The sequence below is a fragment of the Bdellovibrio sp. HCB288 genome, from assembly GCF_047305935.1.
Taxonomy (GTDB): domain Bacteria; phylum Bdellovibrionota; class Bdellovibrionia; order Bdellovibrionales; family Bdellovibrionaceae; genus Bdellovibrio.
In genome coordinates this window covers 2,599,843-2,620,786 of the sequence record NZ_CP178619.1, presented here as the reverse complement: position 1 = coordinate 2,620,786, position 20,944 = coordinate 2,599,843, and the positions used below count along the sequence as shown (strand labels likewise).

The following is a 20,944-nucleotide window of genomic DNA, read 5'->3' as shown; positions in this document are numbered from 1 at the left end:
CTTCGTGTAAGTTGCCACAGGACCGCCTCAAATCCAGCCCCATCCCGTACCATCCTACTATAAACATGGAGGGGATCATGGGGCTAAGAAGTAAGTTGGCCGTTTGCCTTATTCTTCTATGCGGTGTTTTTACAAATGCCGCAAAAGATACCAAAACCGACACAGCAGCATCAGCTCCGAGCCGCAATTGGCCCATAGAAGTTTCCCTCGATTCAAAACAAAAAGTAACTTTGTTTCAACCACAGGTTGAAGGCATTGATAACAACCTCATCACCGCCCGCACGGCATTCAAAATTCAAAAGGACGGTAAGGATTCTTATGGCTCCTTTTTGATGAAGGCAGACAGCCTGATCGACAAAGATCAATCCACCGTGACCTTAAGAACAATCAAAGTTGCAGACATGCAGCTTCCAGGAGATTCTTCCCAACGTCAGGAACTGACCCGAGAATTTGAGAAGGCACTGAATAAAAAAGAACACGTCCTGCCATATCGCAATGTTGTTGCAAGCCTCGAACTGTCATCCGTGGATAAAAAACGCAAATCCCCACAACTAAAAAACGATCCTCCACAAATTATTTTTGCGACGTCCCCAAGTCTGTTGATCATGATCTCTGGAAAGCCCGTCATGGGGCCTTCCGGTAAGTACAAAACACCGGAACGCGTTGTGAACACCAGCGCCTTGATCGTCGCAGATGGGGATAAAAACTTTTACCTGTGGGCTTTAAACAAATGGTTCTCAGCCCCCTCCGCAACCGGGCCCTTTGCGCCTGCCAAGTCTGCACCGACTTCGAAAATTACGATGGTCAAAGACGAACTGGTAAAAAGTAAAACCGTCGACCCCTTGGAAGGACGTACGACTCAGGGCAATTCCATCTATCCTCCTGGGGTTACTCCAAAAATATTCATCGCCACTCAACCCACAGAACTTTTGCAAAGCGAAGGGGATCCTAAATTTTCGGCAGTTGAAAAAACCGGTTTGCTCTATATGTCCAACTCACCGAACTCAATCTTCCTGGAAACTTCATCACAGATTTACTTTTCTTTGATTTCGGGTCGCTGGTTCAACTCAAAATCCCTGCAAGGACCTTGGAAGTATGTGCCTGGCGACAGTTTACCCAAAGACTTCGCAAAAATTCCAACGAACAGCCCCGTGGCAGAGGTCTTGGTCTCTGTACCAGGCACTCCTCAGGCTAAAGAATCACTTATTACCAGCAGTATTCCGCAAACTGCGCAAGTGGCACGCTCGTTAAAACCAAAGGAACTTAAGTGTGATGGTGCGGTAAAGTGGCAAAAGATTTCATCAAGCTCCCTTCAATATGCAGAAAATTGCAACACACCTTTGATCATGGTGAATCCACAGCTCTACTACATTGTTCAAGACGGTGTGTGGTTTAACTCCTCCAAAGAATCCGGGCCTTGGGAAGTTTCCATAGCAGTCCCCGATCAGATTTATCAAATCCCATCTTCATCTCCGCTTTACTATGTGACGTATGTGAAGATCTACAGCACCAGTGCTGACCACGTAGTGGTGGGCTTCACGCCAGGATATCATGGCACCTTTGTATCTGCTGACGGGACTGTCGTTTATGGCACCGGCTATTCCTATGCACCTTATGCAACAGCAACCGCATGGTACCCGCCACCAGAAACCTACGGCTTTGGTGTCGGCTATGGCTATGGGTACGATACCGGATTTTTCATGGGATTCTCGATGGGGGCGGTCATGTATCCTTGGGGTTGGGGATCCTGCTGCTGGGGCGGAACCTATGTGAATATCGACGTCACCAACATCTACCATAATTGGGGCAAAACTTCCGTCATCACCGGTTCCGGTGGACACGGAATGATAACTCACTCAATTGGAGACACAAAGTTTGCCCGTGGAATTGGTAGCGACAATCTTTACTCAAGTCACGATGGCGGAGTTTATCGTCGCAATGGCAAAGGAGATTGGTCACAGTACGAAGGCCCCAACACCTGGTCCCCAGTTCAAAAACCCGACAACATCCAAAACCTGGAGCGCAATCATGATGCTCGCGCCTCCCGTCCAGACACACCACAAGTCAACCACAGCGCAGGTCCCCGCTCCCCTGCCTCCAGCACGAACCTGCGTGGCGGAATGCATGCCGGTGGAGGTGGCTTTCGCGGTGGTGGCGGTGGATTTAGACGTTAATTCAAAAACCAAAAAGGAGATATGAATGAAGAAATACTTTATGGCACTTTTCGCAATGTTACTTTTCCACTCACAGGCTCAGGCTGCTTTGGATTACGGTTTGGAGTTGGGAGTCCGCCAGCAAAATGGTGACGCTTACGGGCCTGTCTCTACTGAATCCCGCACGGGCTTTCAAGGCGGGGCCTTTGTTCATCTGCCTTTGGAAGGCAATGTGGCGCATTTTAGAACTGGCCTGCTGTACACACAACGTCCACTTCAAACCAGAAGTGACTCAACAGGAACCGAGATAGATTGGAACTTGGATTACCTGGACATTCCGATCGCTGTCCTTTTCAAACCCCATGAAAAATTCGGTGTCTATTTTGGTTTTATCGCCTCTATCAATATCTCAAGTTCATGCTCTGGCAGCCCGGACTGCCGAGTGGATAGTATCGATACACCGGCCTTCCCGATGGTTTTCGGCGCTACCTTCAAATTCAACCCGACTTGGGGACTTCACTTTTATCTTGATGCCAACAACTCCAATGTCGCCCGCGGATTGGCTGACTACAAATCCGTTGGTTTGAATGCGATGATCTCGTTGGATTGATTCCAGGAAGTCTGTGCTGAACGTCACGGTTCTACTTTTTACGATGTTACTATCAGCACTGTCCCAGGCCTCATTGTTAATGACTCCCGTGGGCAGTGCTGAAGCTTTTCTTGGTAATGCGGGGACCGCGCTTGCCTGTTCAGCGGGAAGCACCGTCTACAATCCTGCGGGGATTGGATTTTGCCAGGACAAAGTCAACGTCTCAGTCTCCGGATCCTCAATTGCCTACCAGGATTTGAATAGCACCGCTTTTCAACGGGAAACCGGCACTCTGAAATCCGGCACCCTTTTAGCTTCGGCCATTCTTCCCTATAATGAAAACATACACACAGGACTCTTCTACATCTATCCCACCAACACCGATAACTACATCCGCATCAGCAACAACGACGGATCAACACTGACCGGAGAACTCGAAAGACAGATGGCCATGGGCGGTCTTGCCTTTGGTGGACTCATGAATTCAAAATGGGCTTGGGGTCTCAGTGTCGCCATGAGCTGGAGCGAAATCGCCAAAGACATTACCACCAATACGGAATCCGCTGGCAATTGGACAGCAGTCACCGAAAAAACAGTGGAAACTGAAAACTACATCCTGCTGAAACCTGGAATCCTGTGGCAAGCCACTGACAACTACAACATTGGCGCAACTGTACAATGGCGCGGAGTCAGCATCTACGCCGAAGGCGAAAAATATCAGAATCAAATGTCCACCGGGCAAACTGATAAGAACGAAACATTCCGTCGCTATACGCCTCACACCGACAGCATATTTGGATTCACACTGGGTCAGGCCTTGCAGTTTAAAAATCAGGAAATTTTATTGGATCTTAGTTATGCCTCCGAGTACGTCGCTAGCAGCGAACTGTTAAATGCCTCGGTGGGATGGAAAGCCCCTTTTTTCCAGGACACGAATTGGCTCTGTGGAGCGAGCTTTACCAATACCACTGACCAGGAAAACATTTTGCTAAGTGCGGGGATTCAAATTCAACGGCGAACTTATGAGGGAAATATTGGTCTATTTTACCAGTACCTGAAAAATAAAGATGTCGGAGCTGTTAACTCCGACACTTTGGGATTTCTTTATTCCTCAGCGATTAACTACTAGCGCTGTTAATAAACAACCGATCTACTTATTAAGGTAGATCCCGTCGTCTTTCACGGTGATGATGCGCTTTTTATACAGATCACCCAAAGCCATTTTGTATTTCTTCTTACTGACACCGAACATGTCATAGATAAGTTCGGCGGAGGTTTTATCATTGATAGCCAGATACCCGCCTTCTTCACGCAGACGCGCCAGAATCATTGGACCGATATCTTCAGAGCTTTGGTGACCCAGCTTTTGAAGAGCCAAATCAATTTTTCCGTCCTCACGAACTTTTTTGATATAGCCTTTCAATTTTTGACCATGCACCAAACGATCAAATATTTCGTTCGTGTAGATCATACCCCAATGTTTGCCATTGATGATGGCCTTAAAACCCAAGTCTGTCTGTGCTGCCACGAACAGGTCCACTTGCTGACCTTCCTTGTAGTCACCAGCTTCCTTGGAAATATAGCGATCCAATCGCATTGAGGAAGAAATGCGATCTGATTTATCCAGATAAAGATAAACGACAACAGCCTGACCTATGCGCAGATCGCGGGTTTGTTCAGAGTACGGAAGAAACAAGTCCTTGCCCAGGCCCCAATCCAAAAAAGCACCCACGTTTTCAACGGATTTCACCATCAGATGAGCAAACTCACCCACCATGGCTTTCGGTGTTTCAGTCGTTGCCACCAAACGGTCCTCGGAGTCAAAGTGCACAAACACTTCAACTTCATCGCCCACTTGCCATTCGTCTTTTACATAACGGCGAGGCAACAGGATTTCACCATCATCGCCGCCATCCAGAAATATTCCGAATTCGGCTTTTTTTACAGTTTTTAATTTATTCAATCGGCCAATATCAACCATGGCACTTTCCTATACTTCAATATTTTTAATCAACCACGACTCAAGTTCATTGAGCTGAGGCTCCAGGTCCGGGAATTTCTTTACTAAAACCGCAAATACGGTTTTCACACTGTCCCCGTTATAGTGTTTGCCTGTCAGTTCCTGCTGCATGCTTTCAATCAACGCCGGATACAGGCAATCCGTGTAAATCTTCAATTCCTTGATCTCGGCATCATTGACGACAAAATGAAAATCAAAGAATCCCAGGCTCAGGTATTCATCCATCTTGTGAGTGAATTCCAATGTCGAACCATACAGCCAGTCCCAGGAAGAAAGTCTGTTATATTGCTCCTTCAATTCCGGAATATCAGGCAGGCTCTGCATGTTGAGCATGATGATTTCAGCTTTGGCATTATAGAACTTCTCAAAGGACCGGATCATCGCTTCAGAGACATTGTCGTGGTTAATGTCCTTGGCAATTTCATTCAAATTGGTCACTCGCGCCCGAACTGATTCCTTACCCTTGGACTGCAACTTCTTTGGATTTGGAGTCAGGTAATTTCCCAATCTGGTCAGATCAGCTCGCAACAACAAAGTCCCATGATGAAAAGCACGGTCCTTTTTTTCACGGTAAGCACTGCCGCTAAATTTTCGTGGTCCGTCGTGGAACGGCATCATTAAATCGTTTCTACCGGAAGCTTCGCCCGTGATTCCAAACTCTTTCAGGGCATCAAAAATAATCTGCACATTGTTTTCGCGGCGATAGCCCTCTTTCGGGGACAGGAACGTAAAGTTGGTATTGCCCAGGTCATGGAATACCGCCCCTCCTCCCGTCGTTCGACGAGCCAAATGCACATTATCATTCTTCATCTGCGCCAGATTGCATTCTGACCACGGATTTTGGTTGCGACCTATGACGACGGTCTCTTCGTTTCTCCACAAAAACAGAATCTGACTGGATGGATCCAAGTTATGGAAAATCCATTCTTCGGTCGCCAGATTCAAATGAGGGTGAAAGCTGTCAGAAAGAAATACCTTCAGGGTCGTCTTCATAGTGCCGGCAATCTAGCAGAAATCTAAAAAATTTACCAGACTATCGAACACCTGCAGTGAACAGGAGAGATTACGAAAAAATCGTTAACAAAGGCACTAGGGTAAACATTCAATTGCGAGACTTTTTTACGCATATCGGCTATAAGGTCCCGAACGCAAAAAACTCCGTGGAGATCACGTGAAAACTGTCTTGATGACTCTGATAGCCAGCAGCTTCATTTTTAGCGCCAATAACGCCTGGGCCCTGCTATCCACGGAAACTCTGCCTGTGGGTATCAGCAGCCCCTCGTTCCGCTACGGGAATCTGGATGGAATCAGTGAAAGATATACAGAGGACGGCACCCTAGTCAAATTGGGGGACTATAAATCCGTTAACTTCGACGCTCAAACCCTGCAAAAGTTCAATGCCGACGCCCAAAAACTGATTAATGCCTTAAATAAATTTGGTGGCGCCAAGCTCGGCGACAAACTGAATCTGGGTGTTCTGCGTGTTGAAACCAAGCCCCATGTGAACTATTTTGCTCCGGTCTTTGCCCATGGTTTGACCGAAAAGTGGACTCTCGGCATAGGTGTCCCCTTTGTCACCTACACCAACAAGCTCTCTTTGTCCCAGCAGTTCTCGAACATTGATTACTACCGCCAACAATTTTCCGGAATCAATACCGAGCTGGATCAAGCACTGGCAACGGATCTGGGTAAAGCCACCAACGAAACCCTGGCGCAAAAAGGCTATAAAAAGCTGGCCGATCAAAATGAATCCTTCGTTGGCGACGTACAATTGGTCAGCGTCTACAAGTTTTTTGATAATAAAAAAACGGCCCTAATCTATCAGGCGCAAATCAATTTACCCACGGGTCCCGCGTATGATTGCGACAATCTGGCCGCACTGAATAATTTCGGCCGTACGAATGTAAACAACACGGTTGCTTATTCTTACAAGATCTCAAAATTCACTGCCGTCCCGTTTTTAAGCTATATCCTGAACATGCCCGATCAAATCACGGAGCGTGTTCCCTCAAATCCCGATGACACTCTGCCAGATGCGACCAACAAGGAAACCATTTCTCGTCAGATCGGAAACTCACAAATTGCCGGCGGCAATTTGTTCTATGATGTGAATGACCAATTTAGCCTGGGAACGGGCTACGAATATGCCAACAAAGAAGCGGACTCCTTTCAAGGTTCCCGCGGATTGCGTTATGATCTGCTTTCTAAAAATACTCAGTCTAACTATCACAAAGTAAAAGCGCAGATTATTTACTCTACTGTTTCATCGTATTTTAAGAAAAAATCTTTGCTGCCAATGATTGCATCGTTGGAAATCTCTGACTACGCTTACGGTGTCAACGTTGAACGTCAACTGGCTCAGGAACTCAACCTGATGCTTTTCTTTTAAGGGGGTCGTATGAAAAAAACGCTGCGTATTTTTTTGTCGACGACTCTCCTGTTGGCGGGCTGCGCCCCCAAAGTCCAAACTCCCAATTTAGGCGGTGGTGTCCAGACATTTGGACCGCGCTATACTGACGTCAACTTGCGTGAACGCCTGCGCGAATCCGATATTTCAAAACTGGATGTCAGTTGGACTGGAGAGGTTTCGACTTCGAATTTCTTCCGTCAGGCTCAAAACATTCACAATCTGGGCGTGCTGACGCAGAACCCGAAACTTCGCGACAAGGGCATTGCTTTGATCAAGAAGTTCTATGCTCAACCCAAAACAGCGTCCTATCAGGCGTTGGCGTTAGCGCCATATGCGACCTTGGCAACGGCGCAAACAAGAGCGGAAGTGACTGAAACCCTGAATGAGGTCCTGGTGGATCTGGTCAAAGCCAAATCAGTTCTTCGCACCCACCTTTTGAAAATGGGCCAGGAGTATGGCTGGGCCACTCGTCCCGTTCGTGTCGATGTCCTGATCAAGCAAGTTGAATATTTCACTGAACACTTTTTAGGTCAGCTACATCTGCTGGGACTGACTCCCCCGGTTGAGGATGGTCTGCGCTCTGAAATCACTTTGCAGACCAAACCCTATTTCGCGAAAATGTCTGAATTCACACAGAAGTTCTACGGCTCTAAAAACTTCTTTTTCAACTTAAAGCTGATTCAGCAATTGATTGTGGATTTTGAAGTGACCTTGGAGCCCGAGACAAGTCGTCAACTGGATCAGGGTTTACTTGTGGGCCGCGGTGTGGAACAAATCCGTGACTCCCAAGGTGCATTGACAGTTTTGATTGATGTCTGGAAAATGCTGACACCTGATGAACGCAAGGAGTACTTTGCTCCGGCGAACGACGATCTTTACAGTTTCCTGCGCAAACAAGATGACAAGGACTTGAAGTGCCTGCGCACCCCAGGGTGCAGTGGTGGCCTTATTGATGGTATTGCCAAAAAAGTTTTCATCCTGCCAAAGATTGAAAAGTTTGGCATCCTGAAAATCCGCAACCTGCTAAACGATGCCGCTCGCGACTATCTGGTCACGTTTGTTGAACAATTCGCTTTGACGTTCATTCGCGACATTCCCGCAGTTTTTGCAGACAATATTGACACCGGTATCGATAAAAAATCCGTGCAGCTGCAGGATGTTCAAACAAACTATGAACCTTATGTTCGTAAGATTCTGCAAAAATGGTCCGAGAAAAAACTGGCCACTTCAAATGGCATGGTTGCCGGCTTTGAAACACCGACGGTGCAACTGAATCTGACAAAAGCTTCTCCCTTGACGATTGCGAGCCTTGGCACTCCGGCAAACTTGCAGGCCAATACAGCGGGCTCCTCGATCATGGCTCGCTCGTTACTGATGGAAAATGCCGGCGATGCGGATTTGGGTTTGCAGACCGCTCTTTCACAGATCAACAAGCTGATCACCATTGGCGGATACCGTGACATCAACGATCGTCTGGTTCCGGCGTTGCTTTCCCCGGTTGAAAAAACCAAGCAGCCTTTGGATTTGATGCGACTGTCTGAAACGACTTTTTCATATCGCATTCCTGACAAAGTGACTTTGCAGGATCCGTTTCATGTGAATCCTGGAATGGACTACGCCAAGGATTTCTCGGCGGCTTATTTTGCCGAACAGATTGAAGGCCTTAGCCACATGCTTAAAATCACTGCCGACTGGAAAACCAGCAGCTTTGATAAATACCTCACACCTATCACTGCTAACGAACTTGTGCCGCACTTGAACTCTCCGGAGCTAAAACGCACTTTGTTCCCGAAGGATATGTTCTTTGCCCTGAACGTGGGCGACATCGCCGTGCTTTTGAAGGACATCACCAAAAAAGCGACTCCGGTTTTCCTGGTGACATTGGATAATAATATCATTTGGGCCGATCAATACACGACCAGCAGCGAGACTGCCATCATGGGTGGTATCGTTGACATGAAGGACGGTGTGAAATCAAACATCGTGCGCTCCGTGGATGTTTCCAAATTCCTTTTGGCATTGTCTGAATTCCTGAAAGCCACAGAAGGCGTTGAAAAAACCAAATCCACAATCCTGACTGACAAGGACGCTTCGGGCAGATCCAGCCTGGATGAACTTATAGAGGGACGCAAGGATATCAAGCTTTTGATTCTTTCCTTGGCAAACTTCATTTCCAATCAATTGGTGAATGAGGATTCATTGGTTCAGTCCCAATATATCCTGAAAGAATTTAAGCGCTCGAATGTGGTGCCTTATCGCGCCTATGAACAGGCTTACGCCATTCGCGCCCTGCTGGCCGCCTGGCAGCTGACTAAGATTGATGCTTACCTTTGGAGTGCCCAGGAAATTTACTTTGCGATGAATAAACAGCTTTTCAGCACCGAGGAGCAGTTTTACGTCAATGGAGATGGCAGCAAACTTGATTTCCCTCAAAAAGTGGCGACCTTGGTTGCATTGACCGAGCTGGCTCCGCACCTGCCCAATGAAAGTGTCGTGCAATTGTCAAAGATTACGAGCCCTTGGCTTCAAGCCTTAGGCAACCTTCAAAACTAGAATTTCCCGGACTGTTCTGCTATATTGAGGACCTTCCGGGAGTCTTAAATTGGATACTAAAGCTACATTTTCAGCCTTGAACCTAAAACCAGAGCTATTGGCAGTTGTCCAGGAACTTGGGTTTTCCTCCATGACTCCCATCCAGGAACAAAGTATTCCCGTACTCTTGAGCGGCAAGGATTTGATCGGTCAGTCAAAAACAGGAAGTGGCAAAACGGCTGCTTTTATATTGCCGATTTTAAATCAGCTGGAGCTTCAGCAAAAAACCGTGCAAGCAGTGATCATCTGTCCCACCCGAGAACTTGCGACGCAAGTTTTGACGGAAGTACGCAGACTGGGCAGAAAACTTGAGGGGCTGCAAACCATGTCCCTGACCGGTGGCGCGCAGACAGGCCGCGAACAGCAGCAGGAACTTGAAAAAGGTGTGCAGATCGTTGTAGGAACCCCAGGACGTATTCTGGATCTGGCTGGCAAGGGCCGTCTGTTTCTGGATGATGTACGTACTGTTGTTTTGGATGAAGCTGATAAAATGTTTGATATGGGCTTTATCGTCGAAATCAAAAATCTGATGCAGGAACTTCCCGCACAAAGACAAACGGTTCTGTTTTCCGCAACTTTTTCCGAAGCCGTTCTGGATCTAAGCCGCCGCTATCAAAAAAATCCGGCCCGAGTCACAATTCAGGAAGCTCCCGAGTCTTTGCTGATTGAAGAAGTCACCTACGAGTCTGAAGAAGGCAACAAGGCTGATAATTTGATGCGCGTTCTGCAACAGCATCAGGCCGAATCCTGTATCGTATTCTGCAACACCAAGAACTCCGTGAACGACCTGATGAATCGTCTTGCTGATTTAAAAGCCAGCGCCACCTGCCTGCATGGGGACCTGGAACAGCGCGATCGTGAAAGAGTGATGGCGATGTTTAAAAATGGCAGCTATAAAATTATGGTGGCCACAGATGTGGCGGCCCGCGGACTTGATATCGAAAATCTGGAACTGGTGATCAATTACGACTTTCCACTGCAACCGGAAACTTACGTTCACCGCATTGGTCGTACCGGCCGCGCTGGAAAATCCGGCGTCGCGGTCACCATGATTTCAGCCCGCGACACTTTGAAGCTGATTGAAATTGAGCAAATCACCGGAAGAAAGTTCCAAAAACCCACCCTGGGATTCAAGAATCAATTCGGTCTGAACTGGGAGTGGAAGCAGTCACCGATGCAAACCGTGATGATCTCCGGCGGTCGCAAAAATAAGATTCGCCCCGGAGACATTTTGGGTGCACTGACAGGTGCTGCCGGCGGCTTGAAAGCCACGGATATCGGAAAGATTGAAATGCATGACACTTACTCCTACGTCGCAATCAAATCCGATAGTGTGAACCATGCCCTGAACAGCCTGCGCAATGGTAAAATCAAAGCGCAAAAGTTCCAGGTCAAAATCCTGAAATAAAGATTATTTAAGTCCCAACAGGATATCGAAGTCCTCTTTGGAAAGCGCCCCGCTGGCATTGCCACCCAGGTCTGCAGCTGATTCTGCATTTCCAAACAGGTTTTGAAACTTCACGCCCTTGCGGTTTTTCAGAACCTCGATTTTTTCCTCTAACGATTCATGCATGATATAGCGGAACACCTGAACCGCTTTACTTTGCCCCAATCGGTGCGCACGATCCGTCGCCTGATTTTCCACGGATGGATTCCACCAAGGCTCCAGATGGAAGACATAGCTGGCTTTGGTCAAATTCAAGCCCACACCACCTGTTTTCAAAGTCATAACCAGGACGGCTCCGCCCGGAGTGGCATTAAACTCGGCCAAAATCTTTTGTCTTTGCGCTGTGGGAATTCCCCCATGCAAAACAAAAACCGGGATCCCCGCTTTATCCAGCAACTTGGCAGTATGCTCCAATGTTTGCAGGAATTGCGTGAACACCAGGGCACTTTCACCGGATTCAACGATCTCGCTGACGGATTCAAGCAATGTTTCAAGTTTTGGCGGAACCTTATCATAGCGAACATTTGGCAAACCGGCAGGATCAGAACAAGCCTGACGAAGACGCAGAAGTGCCGTCAACATTTGCAGCTGCACACTGGCTTCCCCGTTCGTGGTCATCGCTTCCTGCACCTTTTGATTGTAGGACAAAGCAATATCCCGATAGATTTCCATCTGCTTGTCTTCAAAAGCGATACTCATCTTGGTTTCCTGTTTTTCAGGAAGCTGATCCAGAATTTCTTTTTTTGTTCTGCGCAGGAGCAATGGTTTGATCTTCAGTTTCAGATCATCCATCTCCTCGCGAGTCACCATTTCCGTATTCACAAACTGACGACGGAAATCCTCGATCTTGCCCAGACTGCCCGGAACCAGAATATCCACCAGAGAGTAAAACTCACCGTAGTGGTTTTCCATTGGCGTACCCGTCAAACAAACCTTGAACTGGGCATTTAAAGAACGAGCGGCACTGGTTCTTTTGGTCGTGATGTTTTTAAGATTCTGAGCCTCATCGAAAATCAGAGTTCGCCACTTCACCTGAGCCAGGAAGTCCTCGTGCTCCATCAAAAGACCATAGGTCGTGATCAGGACACACTCTTCACCTGTGAATAACTTTTTACCCAGGCGATCACGGTCCTTATTGGAGAATACTTCCAAAGGAAGTTCTGGCGTGAACTTTTGCACTTCACTTTGCCAATTGAAAATCAAACTTGAAGGGACCACGATCAAGACCTGTCCCAGCTCCCCTTTGACTCTTAAGTCCTCCAGAAACGTCAACGTCTGCAGGGTTTTACCCAGACCCATGTCATCAGCCAGCAAAGCACCCAAACGCAGTTTGTAAAGATCCTGCAACCACTGAACGCCGTACTCCTGATAAGGTTTAAGTTCCGCATTCATGGATTTAGGCAAAACGAATTTACGTGGCTCCTTGCCAAGACCATCATAGAAATCACAGATCTTTTTCCATTCATGGTCACCACGAATGCCGACACCGGAAGAGCGCAAAGCCAGCAACTCCAGGATCTGATGGCGAGGCAGTTTGTAAACACGCTCCCCGATTCCACCTTTGGTTTTACTGTCGGACTTGCCACCTTGAAGCTTCTTCCAGAAGTTCTCCAGGCGACGCAGACTTGGCATTTGTTTTTTGGGAACAAGGTACAGTTTTCCATCGTACTCGATCACGCCACCGCCACCAAAGCCGGACATGGCCTGGGCGTCAATTTCCTGTCCCTTTAGGAAGAATTTTGGATTCAGTTCAAACCAATTGAAATACTTTTCAGAAGCATCACTGGTCAGCAGGAAATCAACCTGGAAATCGTCCTCTGAAAGCTCCTGAAGCATTTGCCCTTTATAGTAAATCTTAAAGCCGAAAGGCAACAGTGCCTGCAAAGACTCAATCGTGTCATGAGTGTGGGACGACTCTTTGCGCACATTCGGAAACTGGAACAAACCTGTTCTTAGAGTGGGATCCTTTGCAGGATCGCCATTCCATATCTTAGAAAGAAACGATGTGCGGGCCTTTTTAAATGCATCCCCACTGGTCGTCGCAACCAGGCGTTTTAACATCTCGTAGATTAAACGGAATTCGCGTTCGACCGCTCCTTCCAGAATAACTTCACCGGATTCAGAATAAAAAGATTCTTTGGATCTTAAAGCCTGCAGCGTCTTGGTCACATAGTCGTCAAAGTAGACCAGCACATTACGAGAGCACAGTTCGTTCAATGACATTTCACGCGCCAGCACCACACCTGTGCCACTTACCAAAATCGCCTGAACATTTTCCTGCACCATTTTGAAGATTTCATCTTCTTCAACGATACGACCATCGGTCAACTCGCCCGCAAAATGCCAGTTCAATGTCTCAAGGGTCAGGTACTGCAAAACACCCAAGTGGCGCAGTAGCTTCAAATCCCAGTCTCGCTTCCCGCGGGAACGAGTTGCAATATCCTTGGCATCCGCTCCTAAAAAGTAGGGCAAACCTTCGGACAGAACATGCAGATACAATGAGGCACGGGCTGTCCAACCTGAACGCGCCAGATCCTTTTGCCCCATAACCCGGGCTTCATGCTGAAGATGAAAGGCACCTGTTTCAGTAAGATAAATTCCCATCACACTTTGTGAGGGCGACAATTCTTTGACTTCACCAGTGATGTGAACAGGAATTCCGCGTGAACGCAGATGCTTGACCATGCGCTTGGCTTCAAGCTCCCCGTCGATCTCCACCCGTGGGTAATCAGTGGATGTCAGTGAGAATGCCAGTGCATCCTCGTTCACATCCGTGAGAACACGAACGAATTCACTCCACTCTCGATACCACGGATGAATGGCGACAACGCCCTCTTCCGCCTCAAAGGCGAAAGATTCAAAAAAAGCAAACGGCTTCTTGCGATTGGGGCTGACCAAAGTGAATTCAGAAATCAGCTGATCTTTTTCGGTAAAATCCACGCGCCATTCAAATTCGCGAGTTATGTCAAAATCGATAAAGCGAACCGGCAGGGATTTTTGCGAGTTTTTACCCTGGATATAGACTTCCAGCTGTCCTTGATTAAGTTTGGTCGCGACGTTAGCCAGAACCACCTGCATGATCTCTTCGACTTCACGCAAAGCCTGGCTGATAAATAAATTATCCCGCTGCAGAGTCAAAGGCCACTTATCAAATACTGAATCCGGCTTGCGGGGCTGTGGCAGCAGATCTTTTGGCACATTTTTATACAATGGATGACGTAGGATATCCCGGCCTGAAATCTGCACACCATTGCTGAAATTATAACGAATCATGCCGGCAATACGATTTTGCTCGTTCACTTCGTTAAAAAAGTTCTCTGAATAAGCTGTCAGTTTGCGACGAAAAACATCCGGCAGATTCCACAGAGTCGGTGCCAGGCTTTCCTGTTCTTTGCTGACATCAAGAAGTCGATGAGGTTCAGAAACTTCATTCAACAGTGATGTCAAAGTTTCGCCACGCAACACCGGCGCTTCTTCGACGTAGAGGGTGATGGATTGCAAAAAACCGGTGGTCTCTGCCTGGCCTGACTGACCCTGCTGTCTGTGTTGACGTGGGCCACGCAATTCTTCAGAAAGCTTTTCAATGCGTGGATCTGCAGGCACACCCTCTTCCAAGGTCAACGCCTGCCATAAAACAACATACGAAGCCCATTGATGCGAGCAAGTGATCTTGGTATCCCCGCGTGTTCCGCAGTTATCGCAACGAAAATCCAAAACGCCGGAAGTTTCATCCTGAAGGACTTTAACTGAACACTTCACGTCCTCTTTGCGGTCATCAATGAAAACTTTCAACTGCATGGTGCCGGAGGCGTTGGATTGCATTTCATAGCCATCAAAGCCACCGTCTGCGATCAGCTCCAGTCCCTCTGCAAACTCACGCTGCTCCCCAAGCGGTACACGCTCGCTGGGATGACGTAACTGAGAGACATTTTGAAGGCTCATGGGAGCTAGAAACACGCTTTGTCCTTTGTCATTGGCACCACTTTGTAGGCATCGAACATTATGGGTGATTTTCCACACATTGTCCACCCTTCATTTCCACATCTTTTCACTCTCAGAAACAATAAGACACTCAGGAGGAAAAAAAAATGAATAAAAGTTTGTTGCGAGGGTCTCTCGCTGTCTTATTTGCGACTTCGGTCAGCCACGGAGCTGAACTTCCGGATGGGAAAGCCACAGAGCATACCAAGCGGGAAAATCAAAAGTACCTGAAGATGCTGGATTTCAATGACAAGGAAGAATTCGAGCTTGCTCAGAAGGGATTTATAGCAACTTTGGATAATCCATTAATCAAAGGCAAGGACGGCAAAACTGTCTTTAGCCTTGCCGCATTTGATTTTGTCAAAGGGGATACCGCGCCTGACACAACCAATCCGAGTCTATGGCGCCAATCTCAGCTGACTCGCATTCATGGCTTATTTAAAGTAACTGACAAAATTTATCAGATTCGTGGATTTGACCTGTCGAATATGACCTTGATCGAGGGCAAAACCGGATGGATTTTGATCGATCCCCTGCTATCCGCTGAAACTGCGGCGGCCGGTTTGAAGCTGGCAAATGATAAATTGGGACAGCGCCCGGTCAAGGCCGTCATCTACACCCATAGCCACGTGGACCATTTCGCGGGCGCCGGCGGTGTTATCACTGAAGCTGACGCGAAATCAAAAAAGGTTCAAGTCATTGCACCAGAAGGATTCATGGAAGAGGCCGTCAGTGAAAACCTCTATGCCGGAAATGCCATGGGACGCAGAGCTGACTACATGTACGGTCGAACTTTGCAAAACTCTCCGATCGGAAACTTGGGAACAGGATTAGGGCCTGGCACCGCCATCGGATCAACAACATTGATTCCACCAAACAAAACGATCAAAAAAACCGGCGAGAAATTGACGGTCGACGGAGTGGAAATTGTTTTCCAGATGGCACCAGGAACCGAAGCGCCTTCAGAAATGCTTTTCTACTTCCCGCAGATGAAAGCACTTTGCCTCTCCGAGGATGCAACTTCCACCATGCATAATCTGTATACTCTGCGTGGCGCGAAAGTACGCAGCCCTGCTGTCTGGACCAACGCACTTTCTGAAACTCTGAGCATGTTTGGATCTAAAGCTGACGTCAGCTTTGCATCTCATCACTGGCCACGCTGGGGTAACGCTAAAGTCGTGGAACATATCTCAAAACAAAGGGACATGTACAAATTCATCAACGATCAGACCTTACGACTGGCGAATCAAGGTTATGACGCCGAGGAAATTGCGGAGAAAATCAAACTTCCGGATACATTGGCAAAAGAGTTTTACAATCGCGGATACTATGGCTCATTAAACCACAACGTCAAAGCGACTTTCCAATTGTACTTGGGTTTTTACAACGGAAACCCGGCCACTCTTCACAAGCATCCGCGCACGGAAGCAGCCAAGCGTTACGTGGCTGCGATAGGTGGAGCATCGAAAGTTATGAAGGTCGGTCGCGAGGCGTTCGATAAAGGTGACTACCGCTGGACTGCTGAACTCGTGAATCATCTGGTTTATGCAGAGCCTGACAACAAAGAGGCGCGCCAACTTCAGGCGGCTGCTCTTGAGCAATTGGGCTTCCAGGCAGAGAGCGGTCCATGGAGAGACGTTTACCTTTCAGGAGCTGCTGAGCTGCGTGGACGAGTCCCTGGGGAAGCAACACCTTTCGTGGACACCCGCACTCTTCCGTTGGCAATGCTGATCGATTATACGGGTATGCGTCTGAATCCAGAAAAGACAGCTGGCAAATCCATGAAAATTGGACTGGCACTTAATAACTCCAAGGAAAAACAAACTTTGGAGCTTAACAACTCCGTCCTTCACGTAAGAAAAGCGATCCCGAACGAAAAACTGGATGCCACATACACCATGTCTTCCAGTGACTTTGGAGCTGTGCTTGGCGGAATGGAGTCATCGGCCGATTTGCAAAAAAGCGGCAAGCTCAAATCCACCGGCAAAACCGGAGCACTTAACGAGCTCGTATCTATGCTGGACACTTTTGATCACTCCTTCAATCTGATTGCTCCGGTGGTTGAAAAAACCGGCAAGAGCGATCACATGGCAAGTGCAGAAGCTTCAAACTAACATGATCTGAAATACAAAAAAAGGACGGGTACCTACCCGTCCTTTTTTTTACTCACAAAAACAACAACACGTTCAAAGAGAACAGACGATCCCCGCCTGGATACAAATAAACATGCCCGTACTGAGTTGGGGACTCCCGCCAGTATTTATTGTTCATCAGATTCTCCACCAGCAATTCTGACTGTAGCTGCATTCCATCCAATTTTAATTTGCAGCCAACACCTGCATCCCAGCGAATCCAACCCGGAATCAAAACAGAATTATCTGCAGTGACCGAACGCTCCCCTTCAAAGACTCCACGCCCCTTCAGCGACCACATGGAATTCAAGTGATATTCAGCACCAGAGCGCACAGTCTGCTTGGGCACGTTCACCGGAATTTTACTATTCAGATTTGCTGCAAGCACACTGTCTTCGCGACGGGCCTCAAGCACCATGGCAGCCACATACCATTTACAACTCACGCATTTGCCCTGTAATTCAACTTCAACTCCCGAATGGCGATCGACACCATCAACCTGATAAAGTGGCGCCTGATCTGTCACCAAAGGACGATGGATATCGAAGACTGCCACACTCCACTGAATCGCCTGCCCCCCACGCACACCGATCTCGTACTGACGAGAGCGCACATCCGGCAGATACTCGCCAGGATTGGCGTAAGCACTGCGATTCGGTACAACGTACGCTTCCATTCCTTCGGCATAGCTCGCGTAGAGCAGTAGATCCTGCGACCACTGGTAGGAAAGTGCCGCCCAGGGCAAAAGAAACGACTGATAATAATCCGTGCGACGACTGCCGTCCGTTCGCACGGAGCTTCGGTTCACCCCATTCCAACTGCCACCCAACCAGGCTGTCCATCTTCCAAGCTCCATCGCATCTGATGCCAGAAATTGCAGATTGGCAGAATCCCGATTGGTACTCTCATCATTCAACGTCGGATTGGCCGGAACCTTTGCTGCTCCGTCGACATGCCCCTCCCCCACATAGTTATAAGCCTGACGTTGATAGCGTTCGCGGGTTTTCCAACCCAAAATCGCCGCATTCCACTTATGTTTTATATTCTCGAACTGCACTTGCCCGGCAAATCCAGAGCGCACGGATTCGGTATCGCGAACTTCATTTTCACTGCGATAGTCATAAAAATCAAAAGTCCCATCAGAACAATAACGGTCAAAGTTTCCGTCTTTGGTGCAACCATAGGGATACGCCAGGTAGTCATCATTATTAAGAGCCTGCATTCCCGCGGATAAACTCCATTGCAGGTTTTCATACATGGCCATGGAATACTGCACACTTCCAGTTAAAGCCCCAAACACCACGGGCTCACTCCAGGATTGGTTATTAAGATTGATGTTAGGATTCTGAACCTCGGGCAAAGCATCACCCAGAAGACTCATCCCGGGTTGACTGGGTTGCGACCGTCTTGTCCATTCAAGCTCTGCATCCAGCAAACCGTATTCACCAATTCGCACACTGATTGCGCCAGCCACCAAAGAACGACTGCCTTTTGCATCTCTTAAGTGAGGAGAGATATTTTCCTGAGCAAGATTAATCCGATAGTCAACGCTCGGGCCGGCGGCACTGCCTATATCCGCGGCCAGCAAAAGATTCCCCGAATCCGACAGATCAACAGAAACGTCTTTAACTTTGTTAGCACCCGACTTCTTAACTTCGTAGTCGATAAAACCACCCGGGCTGCTGACGCCGGACTGCACTCCCGACAGGCCTTTAAGAATCAGGATGCCCGCCTTGTTTTCCAAGGGAATGGAAGTCTCGGCACTGATGGGCAAACCGTTACGCCGAAAGTTGCTGCGATTGTCCAAGGTGTATCCGCGAATGGAGACCATGTCCCAGTAGCCCGTGGCATTGTAGCTGTCACTGAGAGAAGCTTCCAGTGTCGTCAGGTCCGCCAGACGAAGCACGCGGTTCTGCTTTAATTCCTGTTCGGAAAAGTTCTGGGAACTGACCGGCACCTTTTGCAAATCCTCTGCTGGAAATCCCAAAAGCGAGGCATTGGCCTTAAAGGTATCGTCAATGACAACTGCTTCCAAAGTCGTTTGCGCGATGGCGGGATTGGCCAGCAGCATGAGGACGATCGCACTGATTAAATATTTTCTGTACTTGAATTTTCCGAAGTGTTTTTTCATCGCATTTCCTTTGCTCAGGGAAATGCGCTTATAACTGTGAATGGATTCAGTTAATTAACGACTTCCCTGCGCGAGCATTATCTCTGTCAGGTTCAAAGGGTATTTCTCAGCCTTCATGCACTACGCAGAAAGCACCCCTAGCTTGTTGTGAGCCTTATGTCGGAAACACAAAGCCCCGTCAATTGTTATGTATTAAATTCTTTTTAGTGCGTCTTCGATATCGGAAATGATGTCTTTGGCATTCTCAAGACCAATACTTAAGCGAATCGCGCGTGGATCAATTTTACTCTCGCCACGTTTATCTTCCGGAATCGCTGAGTGAGTCATAAAGCCCGGAACTTCGATCAGAGTCTTGGTCAGCCCCAAAGAAACCGCCAAAGTGATCGAATATGAATTTTGTGCGATATCATCGACAAACTTCTGACAGCGCTTCATATTCCCCTTAACGTTAAAGGAAATCATCGTGCCCGGGCAGAATTTGTTTTCCGGAGAAATCAAATACTTGCGTGCCAATTTATACTGCGGATGAGACTTCAAACCCGGATAAGTGACAGACTCCACCTTTGGATGTTTTTCCAGGAATTGCGCAACCTTCATTGCCGTTGCCTGCTGTTGCTCAAAACGAATCGCCTGGGTTGAGATACCATAAACCATAATGTGCCATGCAGAATATGGATGAATGATCGCACCAAAATCCTTACGCGCAACACGCAACATACCTTCAAATGATTTTGGAGCAATCACGGCTCCACCCATTTCCGTACCAAAGCCAGAAATATTTTTGGTCAAACTTTGGATAACGAAATCCACTCCCCACTCGATAGGGCGCAGGGACCAAGGGGTCGCGAACGTGTTGTCGACCACCGTGTAGATGCGATCATCCGCTTTGCGTTTTTTATTTGCCGCTTTAACCAGAGCTGTGATTTTTGCCAGATCAGCGATTTCCAGAATCGGATTCGATACCGATTCAAAATAAATCACGCGTGTTTGGGGATTACTAAGTTCCTTTTCAAGGACTTTAAAATTATTGACGTCAATCAAGGAGTGTTCGATCCCCAATCGCGGCAACCAGTTTGTGATCAGACTGTAAGTGCAACCATAAAGAGTTTTATGAGCCACCACACGCTGGCCACTTTTCATAAGAGTCATCAATGTCGAAGAAATGGCACCCATGCCGCTTCCGAACGTGACTGCACTTTCGCCTTTTTCCAAAACCGCCAACTGATCTTCCAGCATTTTTGTCGTTGGTTCCTCAAGACGATCATAGATCCAGATTGGCTTATCCTTGGTGTCGTCCGCAAAGCTGCTAAAGCCCTCTGCTCCACGAGTCAGTGAACCCAAGCGGAATGTCGTCGACGCCGTCATTGGTGGAATCAAATGGTGAGAAAACTCCCAAGACTTGGAAAGGGCTTCTCCGTGAATGGCCTGTGTTCTTGGTGACAAATGCTTGCGCGCTGACTTTTTGGTCATGATTCCCCCCGAGAGAATT

At 47.8% G+C, this 20,944-nt stretch carries 12 protein-coding genes and 1 riboswitch; of the genes, 7 read left to right on the top strand and 5 right to left on the bottom strand.

Annotated features, from left to right (window positions below):
* The first annotated feature begins 77 nt into the window (after positions 1–77).
* From ACLVWR_RS12760 to ACLVWR_RS12750, 3 genes are read left to right on the top strand one after another with little or no spacing between them, the layout of a single operon-like run.
* Entirely contained in the window at positions 78–2,174 is a 2,097-nt protein-coding gene (locus ACLVWR_RS12760; RefSeq protein ID WP_413581034.1) for a hypothetical protein, read from the top strand.
* Between the two features lie 25 nt (positions 2,175–2,199).
* Positions 2,200–2,763, top strand: a complete 564-nt coding sequence (locus ACLVWR_RS12755) for an outer membrane beta-barrel protein (RefSeq protein WP_413581033.1) — start codon at positions 2,200–2,202, stop codon at positions 2,761–2,763.
* Positions 2,764–2,806: 43 nt separating this feature from the next.
* Positions 2,807–3,871 carry a hypothetical protein gene (locus ACLVWR_RS12750; protein ID WP_413581032.1) on the top strand — a complete coding sequence of 355 codons (1,065 nt, stop codon included), beginning with the start codon at positions 2,807–2,809 and terminating at the stop codon, positions 3,869–3,871.
* Positions 3,872–3,892: 21 nt separating this feature from the next.
* On the opposite strand, the gene ACLVWR_RS12745 is transcribed toward ACLVWR_RS12750, so the two are convergent.
* Entirely contained in the window at positions 3,893–4,723 is an 831-nt protein-coding gene (locus ACLVWR_RS12745) for a S1 RNA-binding domain-containing protein (protein WP_413581031.1), read from the bottom strand.
* A gap of 9 nt (positions 4,724–4,732) precedes the next feature.
* On the bottom strand, positions 4,733–5,755 hold the full coding sequence (locus ACLVWR_RS12740) for a lipoate--protein ligase (RefSeq protein ID WP_413581030.1): 1,023 nt from the start codon (positions 5,753–5,755) through the stop codon (positions 4,733–4,735).
* Positions 5,756–5,933: 178 nt separating this feature from the next.
* Here ACLVWR_RS12740 and ACLVWR_RS12735 point away from each other — a divergent pair, with 178 nt between their 5' ends.
* From ACLVWR_RS12735 to dbpA, 3 genes are read left to right on the top strand one after another with little or no spacing between them, the layout of a single operon-like run.
* Entirely contained in the window at positions 5,934–7,151 is a 1,218-nt protein-coding gene (locus tag ACLVWR_RS12735; RefSeq protein ID WP_413581029.1) for a hypothetical protein, read from the top strand.
* 9 nt (positions 7,152–7,160) lie between these two features.
* Complete coding sequence (locus tag ACLVWR_RS12730; RefSeq protein WP_413581028.1) at positions 7,161–9,725, top strand: hypothetical protein; 2,565 nt, start codon at positions 7,161–7,163, stop codon at positions 9,723–9,725.
* Between the two features lie 49 nt (positions 9,726–9,774).
* Positions 9,775–11,172 (top strand): ATP-dependent RNA helicase DbpA, encoded by a 1,398-nt coding sequence (dbpA, locus tag ACLVWR_RS12725; protein ID WP_413581027.1) that lies wholly within the window; start codon positions 9,775–9,777, stop codon positions 11,170–11,172.
* 3 nt (positions 11,173–11,175) lie between these two features.
* Here dbpA and ACLVWR_RS12720 read toward each other — a convergent pair whose 3' ends face one another.
* Positions 11,176–15,168 carry a DEAD/DEAH box helicase gene (locus ACLVWR_RS12720; protein ID WP_413581026.1) on the bottom strand — a complete coding sequence of 1,331 codons (3,993 nt, stop codon included), beginning with the start codon at positions 15,166–15,168 and terminating at the stop codon, positions 11,176–11,178.
* A 131-nt stretch (positions 15,169–15,299) separates the two neighbouring features.
* Here ACLVWR_RS12720 and ACLVWR_RS12715 point away from each other — a divergent pair, with 131 nt between their 5' ends.
* Entirely contained in the window at positions 15,300–17,306 is a 2,007-nt protein-coding gene (locus ACLVWR_RS12715; RefSeq protein ID WP_413581025.1) for an alkyl/aryl-sulfatase, read from the top strand.
* A gap of 52 nt (positions 17,307–17,358) precedes the next feature.
* Here the strand turns inward: ACLVWR_RS12715 and ACLVWR_RS12710 are convergent, their stop codons facing one another.
* Together ACLVWR_RS12710 and ACLVWR_RS12705 are read right to left on the bottom strand one after the other, a co-directional pair.
* On the bottom strand, positions 17,359–19,455 hold the full coding sequence (locus ACLVWR_RS12710) for a TonB-dependent siderophore receptor (protein ID WP_413581024.1): 2,097 nt from the start codon (positions 19,453–19,455) through the stop codon (positions 17,359–17,361).
* Positions 19,456–19,501: 46 nt separating this feature from the next.
* A riboswitch (TPP riboswitch) is annotated at positions 19,502–19,604 on the bottom strand.
* A gap of 43 nt (positions 19,605–19,647) precedes the next feature.
* Positions 19,648–20,925, bottom strand: a complete 1,278-nt coding sequence (locus ACLVWR_RS12705) for a trans-sulfuration enzyme family protein (protein WP_413581023.1) — start codon at positions 20,923–20,925, stop codon at positions 19,648–19,650.
* Positions 20,926–20,944: the final 19 nt, after the last annotated feature.